Origin of the sequence: Tranquillimonas rosea (genome assembly GCF_900111315.1) — a bacterium.
GTDB classification, from domain to species: Bacteria; Pseudomonadota; Alphaproteobacteria; order Rhodobacterales; family Rhodobacteraceae; genus Tranquillimonas; species Tranquillimonas rosea.
The window spans coordinates 1-13,685 of the sequence record NZ_FOGU01000024.1 but is presented as its reverse complement, the minus strand read 5'-3'; the positions used below and the strand labels follow the sequence as shown (position 1 = coordinate 13,685).

12 protein-coding genes and 1 pseudogene are annotated in these 13,685 nt (G+C 67.8%); all 13 read left to right on the top strand.

Translation table 11 applies throughout. The features are described 5' to 3' along the window. Window positions 1–420 (top strand): annotated as a pseudogene (locus tag BMZ25_RS20250) (dihydroxy-acid dehydratase); the annotation flags it as partial. 397 nt (window positions 421–817) lie between these two features. Next, window positions 818–1,849, top strand: a complete 1,032-nt coding sequence (locus BMZ25_RS20245; RefSeq protein ID WP_092696449.1) for a LacI family DNA-binding transcriptional regulator — start codon at window positions 818–820, stop codon at window positions 1,847–1,849. Between the two features lie 246 nt (window positions 1,850–2,095). Further along, window positions 2,096–3,040, top strand: a complete 945-nt coding sequence (locus BMZ25_RS20240; RefSeq protein WP_092696448.1) for a sugar ABC transporter substrate-binding protein — start codon at window positions 2,096–2,098, stop codon at window positions 3,038–3,040. 90 nt (window positions 3,041–3,130) lie between these two features. After that, complete coding sequence (locus tag BMZ25_RS20235) at window positions 3,131–4,207, top strand: ABC transporter permease (RefSeq protein ID WP_092696447.1); 1,077 nt, start codon at window positions 3,131–3,133, stop codon at window positions 4,205–4,207. A gap of 11 nt (window positions 4,208–4,218) precedes the next feature. Beyond that, the gene (locus tag BMZ25_RS20230) at window positions 4,219–4,995 is read left to right on the top strand and encodes an ATP-binding cassette domain-containing protein (RefSeq protein ID WP_092696446.1); all 777 of its coding nucleotides are present in this window, start codon (window positions 4,219–4,221) and stop codon (window positions 4,993–4,995) included. 125 nt (window positions 4,996–5,120) lie between these two features. Further along, window positions 5,121–6,020: a sugar phosphate isomerase/epimerase family protein gene (locus tag BMZ25_RS20225; RefSeq protein ID WP_092696445.1), complete on the top strand. Its 900-nt coding sequence runs from the start codon at window positions 5,121–5,123 to the stop codon at window positions 6,018–6,020. A gap of 10 nt (window positions 6,021–6,030) precedes the next feature. Further along, window positions 6,031–7,038, top strand: a complete 1,008-nt coding sequence (locus BMZ25_RS20220) for a Gfo/Idh/MocA family protein (RefSeq protein WP_092696444.1) — start codon at window positions 6,031–6,033, stop codon at window positions 7,036–7,038. Between the two features lie 11 nt (window positions 7,039–7,049). Further along, entirely contained in the window at window positions 7,050–7,856 is an 807-nt protein-coding gene (locus tag BMZ25_RS20215) for a TIM barrel protein (RefSeq protein ID WP_092696443.1), read from the top strand. An 81-nt stretch (window positions 7,857–7,937) separates the two neighbouring features. Next, window positions 7,938–9,851, top strand: a complete 1,914-nt coding sequence (locus tag BMZ25_RS20210) for a bifunctional 5-dehydro-2-deoxygluconokinase/5-dehydro-2-deoxyphosphogluconate aldolase (RefSeq protein WP_092696442.1) — start codon at window positions 7,938–7,940, stop codon at window positions 9,849–9,851. A gap of 26 nt (window positions 9,852–9,877) precedes the next feature. Beyond that, entirely contained in the window at window positions 9,878–11,707 is a 1,830-nt protein-coding gene (iolD, locus tag BMZ25_RS20205) for a 3D-(3,5/4)-trihydroxycyclohexane-1,2-dione acylhydrolase (decyclizing) (RefSeq protein ID WP_092688235.1), read from the top strand. Between the two features lie 28 nt (window positions 11,708–11,735). Next, window positions 11,736–12,650: a myo-inosose-2 dehydratase gene (gene iolE, locus BMZ25_RS20200; protein WP_092688238.1), complete on the top strand. Its 915-nt coding sequence runs from the start codon at window positions 11,736–11,738 to the stop codon at window positions 12,648–12,650. Window positions 12,651–12,654: 4 nt separating this feature from the next. Beyond that, window positions 12,655–12,882: a hypothetical protein gene (locus BMZ25_RS20195; protein WP_092689424.1), complete on the top strand. Its 228-nt coding sequence runs from the start codon at window positions 12,655–12,657 to the stop codon at window positions 12,880–12,882. Then, window positions 12,879–13,685 carry a 5-deoxy-glucuronate isomerase gene (iolB, locus tag BMZ25_RS20190; protein WP_092688240.1) on the top strand — a complete coding sequence of 269 codons (807 nt, stop codon included), beginning with the start codon at window positions 12,879–12,881 and terminating at the stop codon, window positions 13,683–13,685. Before BMZ25_RS20195 ends, iolB begins: the two co-directional genes overlap by 4 nt.

Genomic DNA, 13,685 nt, shown 5'->3' with positions numbered 1-13,685 from the left:
AATGCCGGGCCGCAGGGCGGGCCGGGCTTTCCCGAATGGGGCATGCTGCCGCTTCCGACGGCGCTGGTGAAGCAGGGCTACCGCGACATGCTGCGGATCTCGGACGCGCGGATGTCGGGCACCTCCTACGGCGCCTGCGTGCTGCATGTCGCGCCGGAGAGCTTCGTCGGCGGGCCGCTGGCGCTGCTGCAGACGGGGGACATCGTGCGGCTGGACCTGGCCAACCGCTCGCTCGACATGCTGGTCGACGAGGCCGAGCTGGAGCGCCGCCGCGCCGCCTGGACCCCGCCCGAACCCCGCTTCCAGCGCGGCTACGGCTGGATGTTCCAGCGCCATGTCAGCCAGGCCGACCAGGGCTGCGACTTCGACTACCTGATGTCCGCCCACGGCGAGACCGCCGGAGAGCCCGACATCTTCTGATGGTGAGGGGTGTCCGTTTCGCCACGATCGGTCCCGGCCGCCGTGCTACACGGCGGCCGCATATCTGCTTCAGAGCGCTCGAGTGTCCCTAGGCCGGGGCCGACGCCAACATCATTTCCCATAGCGAGTTGAGATCGTGCAGCAGACCCTCGCGGTCAGCTGTGATCCGTCTCGTGGCTCTTGCCAAAATCCTGATCCCCGTGGATTGCGCCGTCCAACGGGCACCGGCCTCGTCCGTTTCGATTGGGGGAGCGATGCGCGACGGTCCAAATCCCCCGCGCCACTGCGTTTTCTGCTGGGCGGGGTCATGCGCTCTGAAGAGGTATCATTGGCTTGATAAAAAAATATCAGTGAATGATAGTCGTACTAGGTTCATGCATCATCTAGGGCCGCCGCCATGAAGCGACCGAGAATTTCCGACGTGGCCGAGAGGGCCGGCGTCAGCGTTGCGACCGTCGATCGCGTGATGAGCGGCCGCGCGAAGGTTCGCGAGGAGACCGTCCGCAAGGTGGAGCGGGCCGCGCAGGATATTGGCTATCACGGCGTGAACGTGATCCGGAGCCGCATCAACTCCAGCCTGCCCGAGGTGCGTCTCGGGGTCGTGCTTCAGAAGGAACGGCACAGCTTCTACCAGGGCTTCGTGCGGGAACTCGAGGCGCAGACTACAGCCCTGACGAACCGGAACGTGCGGCTTTCCGTGCGCTTTGCCCAGTCGACGCGGGCCGATGAGCTGGCCGATCTTCTTCGCGGAATGAAGGGGCATGTCGACGCGGTCGCGAGCACAGGGATCGACCACCACGAGGTGACGGCGGCGGTCCAGGATCTGCGCGATGCCGGCATCCCGACCTTTTCGATGCTGTCGGATTTCGCTCAAGGCGTCCGGGAGAGCTATCTCGGGCTCAACAATCTGCGGGTCGGCCGCACGGCGGGGTGGCTGATCTCGCATATTGCGGCGAAACCCGGCAAGGTCGCCATCTTCGTCGGCGCGCACCGGTACCACGGGCATGAACTGCGGGAGGCTGGGCTGCGGAGCTATCTCCGCGAATTCGGCTCGGGCTTCGAGCTGCTGGAGGCGCAGATCAATCTCGAGACGCGCGAACTGACACACGAGGCGACCCTGGAATTGATGGCGCGGCATCCCGACCTGGCCGGGCTTTATGTCGCGGGCGGCGGGATGGAGGGCGCGATCGAGGCCTTTGGTCAGGCAGGTGCGCCCCCGGGCTGCGCGTTGCTGGTCAACGAGCTGACTCCGGAATCCTACCGGGGCCTTCAGAGTCGCACGGTGTCCATCGTCTTCGGAACGCCGATCCGGCAGCTCGTCTCCGAGCTTCTGGCGTTGGCGGGCAATGCCGTGGACCACGGACAGGCCGAAACGCCGGGTCAGCGCTTCTTCGCGCCCGACATCTACACGCCGGAGTCCCTTTCGTGATAGATTACATCATTTGACGTCATCTTTACATCAAGAATGACGCCTTTGGCCTCTCTGTTTGCGTTGACTGAAGGTGGCGCATGAGAGCATCTTCCATGGAGCAGGGCTGAGGAGACCCTGCCGCGCACAATCGAGGCGGGCCTGCGACGGGTGCAGACGGCCAGGGGCCGGCTCTGCCGCAGCGGTGTCGGGCCCTTCGACAAGCGCCAGCGCGCCCGCTCCCGGGCACACGGAGGAGGATGAATTATGAAGAAGTTTCTTATCTCGACGGCGATGGTCGCGAGCATGGCCGGCGGTGCGTCGGCCGAGACCGTGGGCGTCTCGATGGCGCTGTTCGACGACAACTTCCTGACGGTCCTGCGCAACGGCATGATCGATCAGGCGGACGACATGGAGAATGTCGATATCCAGGTCGAGGACGCGCAGAACGACGTCGCCAAGCAGCTCGACCAGATCAATAACTTCGTCGCCTCCGGTGTCGACGCGATCATCGTGAACCCGGTGGACACCTCGGCGACCGAGGCGATGACGAATGCGGCCGCCCAGGCTAACGTGCCGCTGGTCTACGTCAACCGGATGCCGATCAACGTGGACGCGCTGCCCGAGAACCAGGCCTTCGTCGCCTCGGACGAGCGCGAATCCGGCACGCTTCAGACCAAGGAGATCTGCGACATCTTCGCCGAGCAGGGCACCGACCCGGCACGCGTCTACGTGATGATGGGCGAGCTTTCGAACCAGGCTGCGGTCCAGCGCACCCAGGACATCCACGACGTGGTCGAGAACGGCGAGTGCGCGGTCGAACTTCAGTTCCTCGACGAGCAGACCGCCAACTGGATGCGCGACGAAGCGCAGAACCTGATGACCAACTGGATCTCCACCGGCGAGCCGTTCGACGGCCTGATCTCGAACAACGACGAGATGGCGCTCGGGGCGATCCAGGCGATGAAGGCCTCGGGCATCGACATGGACGAGGTTGTCGTGGGCGGCATCGACGCCACGCAGGACGCCCTTCAGGCGATGTCGGCGGGCGATTTGGACGTGACCGTGTTCCAGGACGCGGCCGGCCAGGGAAGCGGCGCGCTCGAGGCGGCGCTCAAGCTCGCCAATGGTGAAGAGGTCGAGCAGAAGGTCTGGGTGCCGTTCCAGCTCGTGACCCCGGAGAACATGGACCAGTTCGCAACCGAGAACTGATCGCCGCATGGCCCCGAGAACGGGACGGTGTGACGCATGTCGTGCCGTCCCGCCCATCCGGCGGGCAGTCGGTTCAGGGAGGAGATACAAATGGCAGATACGGCACACGGCATCGGTGGGCTGAGCTTCGACTCGAAGAAGCGAGACCTGCCGCCCGAACTGGGCGTCGGCATTGCGCTTGTGCTGATCATCGTGGTCTTCGAGGCGCTGGGATGGCTGTTCATGAACGACAGCTTCCTGTTCAACACCCGCGAGAACATCGACGGCATCTTCAACGTCGCGCGGATCAAGATCATCATCCTGCAGGTCGCGATCATCGGGATCATCGCCATCGGCGTGACGCAGGTGATCATCACCGGCGGCATCGACCTGAGTTCGGGGTCGGTGGTCGCGGCCACGGCGATGATCGCGATGAGCTTTGCCCAGGCCGGGCAGATCTACGGCAATCCGAACGATCGCGCGGTGTTCTTCGAGCTGGGATGGGTCGATCTGCCGATCATCGTGCCGCTGATCGTCGGGCTGGGATGCGGCCTTGTCGCGGGCGCCATCAACGGGCTGCTGATCGCCTACACCAAGATCCCGCCCTTCATCGCGACGCTCGGCATGATGGTGACGGCGCGCGGGGTCGCGAAGTGGTGGACCAAGGGGCAGCCGGTGTCCTTTCCCACGGACAGCTACGCCGCCATCGGGTCGGGGATGACGCCCGTGTTCATCTTCGCCGCGGTCGCGATCCTGTTCGGTCTCGCGCTCAAGTACACCGTCTATGGCAAGCACACCTACGCGATCGGGTCGTCCGAGGCGGCCGCGCGGATGTCGGGCATCAAGGTCGATCGCCACAAGGTGCTCGTTTACACCATCGCGGGGCTTCTCGCCGGTCTGGCCGCGATCGTCCTGAGTTCCAAGAACCTGACGGCGCAAGCCGGCATGGGAATGATGTACGAGCTCGACGCCATCGCGATGGCGGTAATCGGCGGCGTGTCCCTGACCGGGGGGCGCGGCTCGATCCTGGGCACCGTGCTGGGCGCGCTCATCTTCGGCGTCATCATCTCCGGCTTCACGTTCCTGAAGCTCGACGCCTACTACCAGGAGATGGTCAAGGGCGCGATCATCGTGGGTGCCGTTGTTCTCGACCAGTGGCGCCAGCGCCGCGCGGCGATGAAGTCGTGAGGGAGGAAACCATGTCCGACATCGTTCTCAAGACCGAAGGCCTGACCAAGCACTACGGCGGCGTGCATGCGCTGGAAGGTGCGAACTTCGAAATCCGGCGCGGCGAGTGCGTCGCGATCATGGGCGACAACGGGGCCGGCAAGTCCACCTTCGTTCGCCAGATTACCGCGGTCGAACAACGCACCTCGGGGCGGATCTGGTTCAACGGCGGCCATGTCGAGTTCGCCGATCCCCTCGAAGCGCGGGAGGCCGGGATCGAGACGGTCTTTCAGACCCTGGCCCTGGCCGATCACCTGAACGTGCCCGACAACCTGTTCCTGGGACGTGAGCTCGTGAAGTTCCGGCTCGGGCCGTTCTCGATCCTCGACTACAAGGCGATGCGCAAGGCGACGATCGAGGGTCTCGAGAAGACCGGCGTGAAGATCCCCAACATCTCGAACACGATCCAGAACATGTCCGGGGGACAACGGCAGTGCGTTGCCATTGCGCGCACCGCGACGTTCAAGTCCAAGCTGATCATCATGGACGAGCCCACGGCCGCCCTCGGCGTGCAGGAGACGGCGCAGGTCGAGAACATCGTCCGGACGCTCAAGGGGCAGGGTGAGCCCGTGATCCTGATCAGCCACAACATGCGGCAGGTGATGGACCTGTGCGACCGCATCGTCGTCTTCCGGCGTGGTCGCATCGTGGCCAATCTCCGCAAGGACGAGACCGACGGTCAGGACGTCGTGGCCTACATCACCGGGGCCAAGACGCAAGCCGAGTACGAGGACGTCGCGGCGGCCTGACGGCGGCCGGCAAGGCACCCGCACCCAGCACCGGATGGCCCCGAAGCGGGTCATCCTTCCCGACACGATCAAGGACCCGCTGCCGCGGAACGGATGTCTGCGGCCCGACGAAAGGACAGAACGCCATGAAGATCGCGCTCGACCCGTTCATGCACCGCCATCTCAGTCTCGAGGCGCTGCCCTCGAAGGTCGCCGAGCTTGGCTACGACTGGATCGAACTCAGCCCGCGCGGCGATTTCCTGGAATGGTTCAAGGCGCCCCGCGTCTTTCCCGACCGGGTCAAGACCTTCCGCAAGGCGCTGTCGGACGCCAATGTCGAGATCGCCTCGCTCCTGCCGATGTACCGCTGGGCCTCGAACGATGAGGACGAGCGCAGGGCGGCCGTGCGGCACTGGAAGCGCGCCATCGAGATCGCCGTCGAGATGGGCGTCGACACGATGAACTCGGAGTTCGGCCGCGGCCCGCATCCCGACAAGGGCGGCTGCTATTCCTGCCACGGCGAATCCGTGATCGAGAGCTGCGAGGATGCCTGGTGGCGGTCGATGGAAGAGCTTGTTCCGCTCTTCGAAAAGGAGGGGATCCAGCTCAACATCGAACCCCACCCCGAGGACTGGGTCGAGACGCTGCAACCCTCGGTCGACCTGATCCGCACGGTCAACTCGAAGAACGTGCGGTTCCTCTACTGTACGCCGCATACCTACTATTTCGGCGACGACACGGTCGCCATGCTGCGCGAGTGCGCCGACGTGCTCGCCCATGTCCACATCGCCGACACGTTCAACCACAAGGCCAGTTCCGGGCTGCGCTACATCATCAACCCGCCGGGCTCGTCCGCGCGCGTGCACCAGCATCTGAACATCGGCGAGGGCGAAGTGCCCTGGGACGATTTCTACCGGACCCTCGCCGAGATCGGCTTCGACGGCATCATGACCGCCTGCGTCTTCGCGTGGGAGGAGAAGGCCGACCAATCCGGCAAGTTCATGCGCAGCGAGATGCAGCGCCTCGTCGACACGTATTTCAAGTGAGGCAGACCCAATGACCGTCAAACTCGGTGTCATCGGTACGGGCATGATCGGAACCGATCACACTCGTCGCATTCAGGAGGTCCTCACCGGGGCCGAAGTCGTCGCTCTCTATGACTACCTTCCGGAGAACGCCGCCAAGCTGCAGGCCGCGCACGCCCCCGGCGCGAAAATCCATGAGACCGGAGAGGCCCTGATCGCCGCTGACGAGGTCGATGCCGTTCTCGTCTGCTCCACCGGCTCGACCCACGAAAGCTATGTGCTGGGCGCGATAGAGGCGGGCAAGCCGGTCTTCTGCGAAAAGCCGCTCGCCACCACCGCCGAGGGCGCCAAGCGCATCGTCGATGCCGAAAGCGCGGCGGGCCGACGGCTGGTGCAGGTCGGCTTCATGCGCCGCTTCGACCAAGGCTACAACATGCTGAAGGCGACGATGGAGTCCGATCTCGGCACCCCGCTGATGATCCATGCGTGCCATCGCAATGCCGCCGTGCCCGAACACTACGTGACGCCCATGGCGATCCACGACACCTTCATCCACGAGATCGACACGTTCCGTTGGCTGCTCGACGATGATTTCGTCTCGGCGCAGGTGATCTTCCCTCGCAAGACCCGTCACGCCCACGACAAGGTGGCAGACCCACAGATCGTGCTGCTCGAGACATCCAAAGGTGTCCGCATCGACTGCGAGATCTTCGTGAACTGCCGCTACGGCTACGACATTCAGTGCCAGGTCGTCGGCGAGGAGGGGGTCGCAGACCTGCCCGAGCCGATGGCCGTTGCCACCCGCAGAGAGGCACGCCTGTCGCAGCCGATCCTGACCGACTGGAAATCCCGCTTCATGGCGGCTTTCGACGCCGAACTGCAGGACTTCGCCGATCGCGTGCCCTCGGGCCATGTCGGTGGGCCGTCCGCCTGGGACGGCTACGTTGCCGCGATCTCGTCCGACGCCTGCGTCACTGCGCAGGAGACCGGGGCCATTGTCGACATCGCCCTGCCGGATCGTCCGGCACTCTACGATTGAGGATCCGACCAATGGACTTTGCGATCAATCACATCTCCGCCCCGAGCCTTCCGCTGCAGGCCTTCTTCGCGATGGTCCGCAGGTTGGGCGCGAACAGGGTCGAAATCCGCAACGACACGCCGGACGTGATGAACTCCGTCGCGCCCGAAGAGGTCAGGGCCGCCGCCGGGGCGGCAGGGGTCGAGATCCTTTCGATCAACGCGCTCTACCCGTTCAACGTCTGGTCGGGCGATCTGCCCGAGCGGGCGGTGAAGATGGCCGACTATGCCCGGGACTGCGGTGCTAAGGCGCTGGTCATGTGCCCGCTCAATGACGGGACACCGGTGGCGCGGGCCGAGCTGGTGGCCGCGCTAAGGGCCATGGCGCCGATCCTGCGCGACCGCGGGCTGACAGGCCTCGTCGAGCCGCTGGGCTTTCCGATCTCGTCGCTGCGGACCAAGGGCGCGGCCATCGACGCGATCCGGGCCGCCGGGAGCACGGATGTCTACCGGATCATGCACGACACGTTCCACCATCACCTGGCCGGAGAGGGCGAACTCTATCCCGATTGGACGGGCCTCGTGCATATCTCCGGCGTGACCGACCCCGAGGTCGCGGTCGAGGACATGCTGGACGCCCATCGCGGGCTTGTCGACGATGGCGACCGGCTCGAGAACATCCCGCAGCTGCGGGCCCTTCTCGATGGCGGATACCGCGGCCCGATCTCGTTCGAGCCCTTCGCCGAAGAGGTTCACGCGCTGGCCGACCCCGAGGCGGCGCTCCGCGAAAGCATGGAATTCGTCGCCAGCCGGACGGAGCGATCCGCTTCGGCCCGCTAGGCGGCGTGACCCGCCCGGTCACGGCGCCCTCCTCCCGCGCCGTGACCGGCGCCGGCGAAACGTCTGACGAAGGAGCACGAGATGGACAAGAGCCTTGACGTTATCACGATTGGCCGTTCTGGGGTTGATCTTTACGGCAGCCAGGTTGGGGGTCGTCTTGAGGACATGGGGTCGTTCGACAAGTATATTGGCGGGTCCCCGACGAACATGGCGTGCGGGACGGCGCGGCTCGGGCTGCGGTCGGGTCTGATCAGCCGGGTTGGCGACGAGCACATGGGTGGGTTTCTCCGCGAGGAGCTGGAGCGTCACGGGGTGTCGGTGGAGGGGGTGCGGACCGACCCCGAGCGTCTGACGGCGCTGGTGATCCTGGGCATCCGCGACCGCGAGCGGTTCCCGCTGATCTTCTACCGCGAGAACTGCGCGGACATGGCGCTGTGCGCCGACGACATCGACCCGGCCTTTGTCGGCGCGGCGCGGGCGGTGGTGGCGACGGGGACGCATCTGAGCCACCCGACGCCCCGCGCGGCGGTGCTCAAGGCGCTGGAGCTGGCGAAGGCGCAGGGCGGGCGGACCGCGCTCGACATCGACTACCGCCCGAACCTGTGGGGCGTGGCGGGCCACGGGGAGGGCGAGAGCCGGTTCGTGGAATCCGCCGAGGTGACGCGGGCGCTGCAGGAGGTGCTGCCCCATTTCGACCTGATCGTGGGCACCGAGGAGGAGTTCCACATTGCCGGCGGCTCGACCGACACGCTGGAGGCGCTGCGGGCGGTGCGTGCGGTGTCGGCGGCGACGCTGGTCTGCAAGCGGGGGCCGATGGGGGCGGTGGCGTTCGAGGGCGCGATCCCCGAGAGCCTCGACGAGGGGCAGTCGGGGCCGGGCTTCGCGATCGAGGTGTTCAACGTGCTCGGCGCGGGCGACGGGTTCATGTCGGGTCTGCTGAAGGGCTGGCTCGACGGGGAGGCCTGGCCGGTGACGCTCAAATACGCCAATGCCTGCGGCGCGCTGGCGGTCAGCCGGCATGGCTGCACGCCGGCCTATCCCAGCTGGGAAGAGCTGCAATTCTTCTTCGACCGCGGCATCGTGCGCCCCGACCTGCGCAACGACGCCGAACTGGAGCAGGTCCACTGGGCGACCAACCGGCACGGCGACTGGTCGACGATGCGGGTCTTCGCCTTCGACCACCGGGCGCAGCTCGAAGAGATGGAGGGCGCGGATCCTGCGCGGATCGGGCGGTTCAAGGAGCTGTGCCTGGAGGCGGCGCAGGCGGTCGCGCGGGGGCAGGGCGGCCACGGCATCCTGTGCGACGGGCGGCTGGGGCAGGAGGCGCTGTTCCGCGCCGCGGGCACCGGCCTGTGGACCGGGCGGCCGGTGGAATGGCCGGGGTCGCGGCCGCTGCGGCTCGAGCCCGAGACGGGGCCGGACCTGGGCGGGCTGCGGAACTGGCCGCGCGACCAGGTGGTGAAGTGCCTGTGCTTCTGCCATCCCGACGACGATGCCGGGATGTGGGCGGACCAGGAGGCGACGGTGACGCGGCTGTTCCACGCCGCGCGCCGCAACGGTCTGGAATTCCTGCTCGAGGTGATCCCCTCGACGGTGGGCCCGGTCGACACGGAGACCACGGCGCGGATCATCGAGCGGGTCTATGGCTGGGGTGTGCATCCCGACTGGTGGAAGCTCGAGCCGTTCGACAGCGATGCCGCCTGGGCGGCGGCGGTGGCGGCGATCGAGCGGCACGACCGGCACACGCGCGGGATCGTGGTGCTGGGGCTCGACGCGGCGGAAGAGGCACTGGCGGCGCGCTTTGCCCGCGCGGCGCGGTTCCCGCTGGTGAAGGGCTTTGCCGTGGGGCGGACGATCTTCGGGGCGGCGGCGCGGGACTGGTTCGCGGGCCGGATCGGCGACGAGGCGGCGGTGGCGCGGATGCGGGACAATTACGCGCGGCTCTGCGGGATCTGGGACGCGGCGCGCGCCGCGGCCGAGCGGGACGCGGCATGAGGGACGACAGGGAAGGAGACCGGGCGATGACGACGATCCGGCTGACCGCGGCGCAGGCGATGACGCGCTGGCTGGCGGCGCAGATGACGGAAGACGGCGAGCGCTTCATCGAGGGCGTCTGGGCGATCTTCGGGCACGGCAACGTGGCCGGGATCGGCGAGGCGCTGCAGGGGATGGGCAACGCGCTTCCCACCTGGCGCGGCCAGAACGAGCAGACCATGGCCCATGCCGCGATCGCCTATGCCAAGACGCAGAAGCGGCGCAAGGCGATGGCGGTGACCTCGTCGATCGGGCCGGGGGCGACGAACATGGTGACGGCCTGCGCGCTGGCGCATGTGAACCGCCTGCCGGTGCTGCTGATCGCGGGCGACGTCTTCGCCAACCGGCGGCCCGACCCGGTGCTGCAGCAGATCGAGGACTTCGAGGACGGCACGGTCAGCGCGAACGACGCGTTCCGGCCGGTGAGCCGCTACTTCGACCGGATCAGCCGGCCCGAGCACCTGATGACCTGCCTGCCGCGGGCGCTGCAGGTGATGACCGATCCGCAGAATTGCGGGCCGGTCTGCCTGGCCTTCTGCCAGGACGTGCAGGCCGAGGCGTTCGACTATCCGGCGGACTTCTTCGAGCCGCGGGTCTGGCGCATCCGCCGGCCCGAACCCGACCCGCGCGAGGTCGCGGAGGTGGCGGATCTCATCCGGTCCGCCGAGACGCCGGTGATCGTGTCGGGCGGCGGAGTGCTCTATTCCGGCGCCGAGGACGCGCTGGCGGCCTTCGCCGAGGCGCTGAACGTGCCGGTGGTCGAGACCCAGGCGGGCAAGGGCGCGCTGGCGGCGGCGCATCCGCTGAACTTCGGCTCGCCCGGGGTGACGGGGTCGGCCTGCGGCAACGATCTCTGCGCCGCGGCGGACCTGGTGATCGGGGTGGGCACGCGGTTCCAGGACTTCACCACCGCGAGCTGGACGGCCTTCCGCAACCCCGAGAGGCGGCTGGTGTCGATCAACCTGCATCCCCACGACGCGGCCAAGCACATGGCCACGCCGCTGGTGTCCGACGCGCGGGTGGCGCTGGAGCGGCTGACCGGTCTGCTGGATGACACGCGGTTCGAGGCGCACGATCCGAAGGCGCGGACCGACTGGCACGCGGCGGTCGCGACCGTCACCGCCCTGCCCGAAAACGACGGCCCGGACAATCTGCCCACCGACGCGCAGGTGATCGGCGCGGTGCAGCGGGTCGCGCGGGAGAACACCGTGGCGATGTGCGCGGCCGGTACGATGCCGGGGGCGCTGCAGGTCCTGTGGCAGGCGGCGCCGGGCGGCTACCACATGGAATACGGCTATTCCTGCATGGGCTACGAGGTCGCCGGGGCGATGGGGATCAAGCTCGCCGCGCCCGAGAAGGAGGTGATCTGCTTCGTCGGCGACGGCAGCTACATGATGGCGAACTCCGAGCTGGCCACGGCGGCGGCGCGGCGCGTGCCGTTCACCGTGGTTCTGACCGACAACGCCGGCTACGGCTGCATCAACCGGCTGCAGATCGGCTGCGGCGGGGCCGAGTTCAACAACCTGTACAAGGACAGCGACGTGTGGCCGCGGATCGACTTCGTCGCCCATGCCGCGTCGATGGGGGCTCATGCGGTGAAGGCGGCGGGGATCGCCGATCTCGAGGCGAGGATCGTCGAGGCCCGCGGGCGCGATGTCCCCTCGGTCATCGTGATCGACACCGATGCCGGTCCCGGCACCGGCGCCGGCGGCGCCTGGTGGGATGTCGCGGTGCCCCGGACCGGCGGCCCGGCGCGCCTGGAAGAGGCGCGCGAGCGCTACGACGCAAACGCCGCGCAGCAGCGCGTCCACGATTGACGCGCGCCGGACGGCAGGGAGGACCGGAATGATCCTGTACGGCACGAACCCCATCGCCTGGTCGAACGACGACGACTGGTCGATCGGCGATCACATCAGCCTCGAGACATGCCTCTCGGACGCCGCGCGGATCGGCTTCGAGGGGATCGAGAAGGGCCACAAGATGCCCGATGACGGCGCCGCACTGAAGGCGGCGCTGGAGCGCCACGGCCTGCGGTTCGCCGCGGGCTGGTTCTCGACCAACCTGCTCGTCCGGGACATCGCGGACGAGGTCGCGGCCCTGCGCGAATGGATCGCGTTCACCCGGGCGGCGGGGGGCGACCACATCAATGCCTGCGAATGCTCGAACACGGTGCACGGCTCGGACGGGGTGCCGGTGAACGACCGCCCGGTGATGACCGGGGCCGAGTGGGACCGCTTCTCGGCCGGCTACGAGGAACTGAGCCGGGTGGCCCACGAGGAGGGCATGGCGATGGGCTATCATCACCACATGGGCACCATCGTCGAGAGCGAGGCCGACATCCGCCGCTTCATGGAGATGGCGGGCCCCCATACCCGGCTGCTGCTCGACACCGGGCATGCCTGGTTCGGCGGCGCCGACCCGGCGGCGCTGGCGCGGGAGTACATCGGTCGGGTGAGCCACATCCATGCCAAGAACGTCCGCGCCGACATCGCCGCCGAGGTGCGCGCGGGCGGGTTGTCCTTCCTCGAGGGGGTGCGGCGCGGCGCCTTCACGGTGCCGGGCGATCCCGAGGGCGCCGTGGCCTTCGAGCCGGTGCTGCGCGCGGCGGCCGAGGGCGGCTATTCCGGCTGGCTCGTGATCGAGGCCGAACAGGACAGCGCGGTGCGCGACCCGGTGCGCTACCAGTCCATGGGCCTCGCGGTGCTCAGGCGCATGGCGGCCGAGACCGGGCTCGATGCCGCCGCGGCCGGGGGGGCGTGAGCGCATGTTCGACACCACCCATCCGTGGTTCCGCCCGCTCTGGGTGCGGATCGTGCTGCTGGCGGTGACCGCCGGCTGGGGGCTGGTCGAGCTCTCGGCCGGCAATGCCGGCTGGGCGCTGTTGTTCCTGGCGCTGGCGGCCTGGGTGACCTGGGCGCTCTTCGTCACCTACACGCCCGGCCCCGACACCACCGACACACCCGACGACCACGACAAGGACGGCGAGACATGAGCCATCTGCTGCACAGACCCTTCGGCACCCATGGCGAGGTCCACCGGATCACGCCCGAGAGCGCGGGCTGGCGCTATGTCGGCTTCGCGCTGCACCGGCTCCGGGCGGGCGAGAGCGCCGGCGCCGCGACCGGCGACCGCGAGGTCGTCCTGGTGATGGTCGAGGGCAAGGCCGCGATCACCGGCGCGGGCCGGGACTGGGGCGTGCTCGGCGACCGGATGGACGTGTTCGAGAAGACGCCGCCGCATTGCCTCTACCTGCCGGACGGCAGCGCGTGGCAGGCCACGGCCGAGACCGACTGCGTCGTCGCGGTCTGCTCGGCCCCCGGCCGCGGCGGCCATGCCGCCCGGCGCATCGGCCCCGAGGGGATCGCGCTGACCGAGCGGGGCACCGGCACCAACACCCGCCACATCAACAACATCGCGATGGAGGCCGAGGATTACTGCGACGCGCTGCTGGTGACCGAGGTGTTCACCCCGGCGGGCCACTGGTCGTCGTTCCCCAGCCACCGCCACGACGAGGACGACTTTCCCCGCGTCACCTACCTGGAGGAAACCTATTACCACCGCCTGAACCCGGCCTCGGGCTTCGGCGTGCAGCGGGTCTATACCGACGACGGCTCCCTCGACGAGACGATGGCGGTGCAGGACGGCGACGTGGTCTGCGTCCCCCGCGGCCACCACCCCTGCGGCGCCCCCCACGGCTTCGAGATGTACTACCTCAACGTCATGGCCGGACCCCTGCGAAAATGGCGCTTCCTCCCCGCACCGGAAGTCGAATGGATCCTGGAACGCGACGGATGA

Coding starts and splice junctions, on each gene's coding strand:
- iolB (WP_092688240.1), top strand. CDS start 12,879: ATGAGCCATCTGCTGCACAGACCCTTCGGCACCCATGGCGAGGTCCAC.
- BMZ25_RS20230 (WP_092696446.1), top strand. CDS start 4,219: ATGTCCGACATCGTTCTCAAGACCGAAGGCCTGACCAAGCACTACGGC.
- iolD (WP_092688235.1), top strand. CDS start 9,878: ATGACGACGATCCGGCTGACCGCGGCGCAGGCGATGACGCGCTGGCTG.
- BMZ25_RS20220 (WP_092696444.1), top strand. CDS start 6,031: ATGACCGTCAAACTCGGTGTCATCGGTACGGGCATGATCGGAACCGAT.
- BMZ25_RS20245 (WP_092696449.1), top strand. CDS start 818: ATGAAGCGACCGAGAATTTCCGACGTGGCCGAGAGGGCCGGCGTCAGC.
- BMZ25_RS20235 (WP_092696447.1), top strand. CDS start 3,131: ATGGCAGATACGGCACACGGCATCGGTGGGCTGAGCTTCGACTCGAAG.
- BMZ25_RS20240 (WP_092696448.1), top strand. CDS start 2,096: ATGAAGAAGTTTCTTATCTCGACGGCGATGGTCGCGAGCATGGCCGGC.
- BMZ25_RS20215 (WP_092696443.1), top strand. CDS start 7,050: ATGGACTTTGCGATCAATCACATCTCCGCCCCGAGCCTTCCGCTGCAG.
- BMZ25_RS20210 (WP_092696442.1), top strand. CDS start 7,938: ATGGACAAGAGCCTTGACGTTATCACGATTGGCCGTTCTGGGGTTGAT.
- BMZ25_RS20225 (WP_092696445.1), top strand. CDS start 5,121: ATGAAGATCGCGCTCGACCCGTTCATGCACCGCCATCTCAGTCTCGAG.
- iolE (WP_092688238.1), top strand. CDS start 11,736: ATGATCCTGTACGGCACGAACCCCATCGCCTGGTCGAACGACGACGAC.
- BMZ25_RS20195 (WP_092689424.1), top strand. CDS start 12,655: ATGTTCGACACCACCCATCCGTGGTTCCGCCCGCTCTGGGTGCGGATC.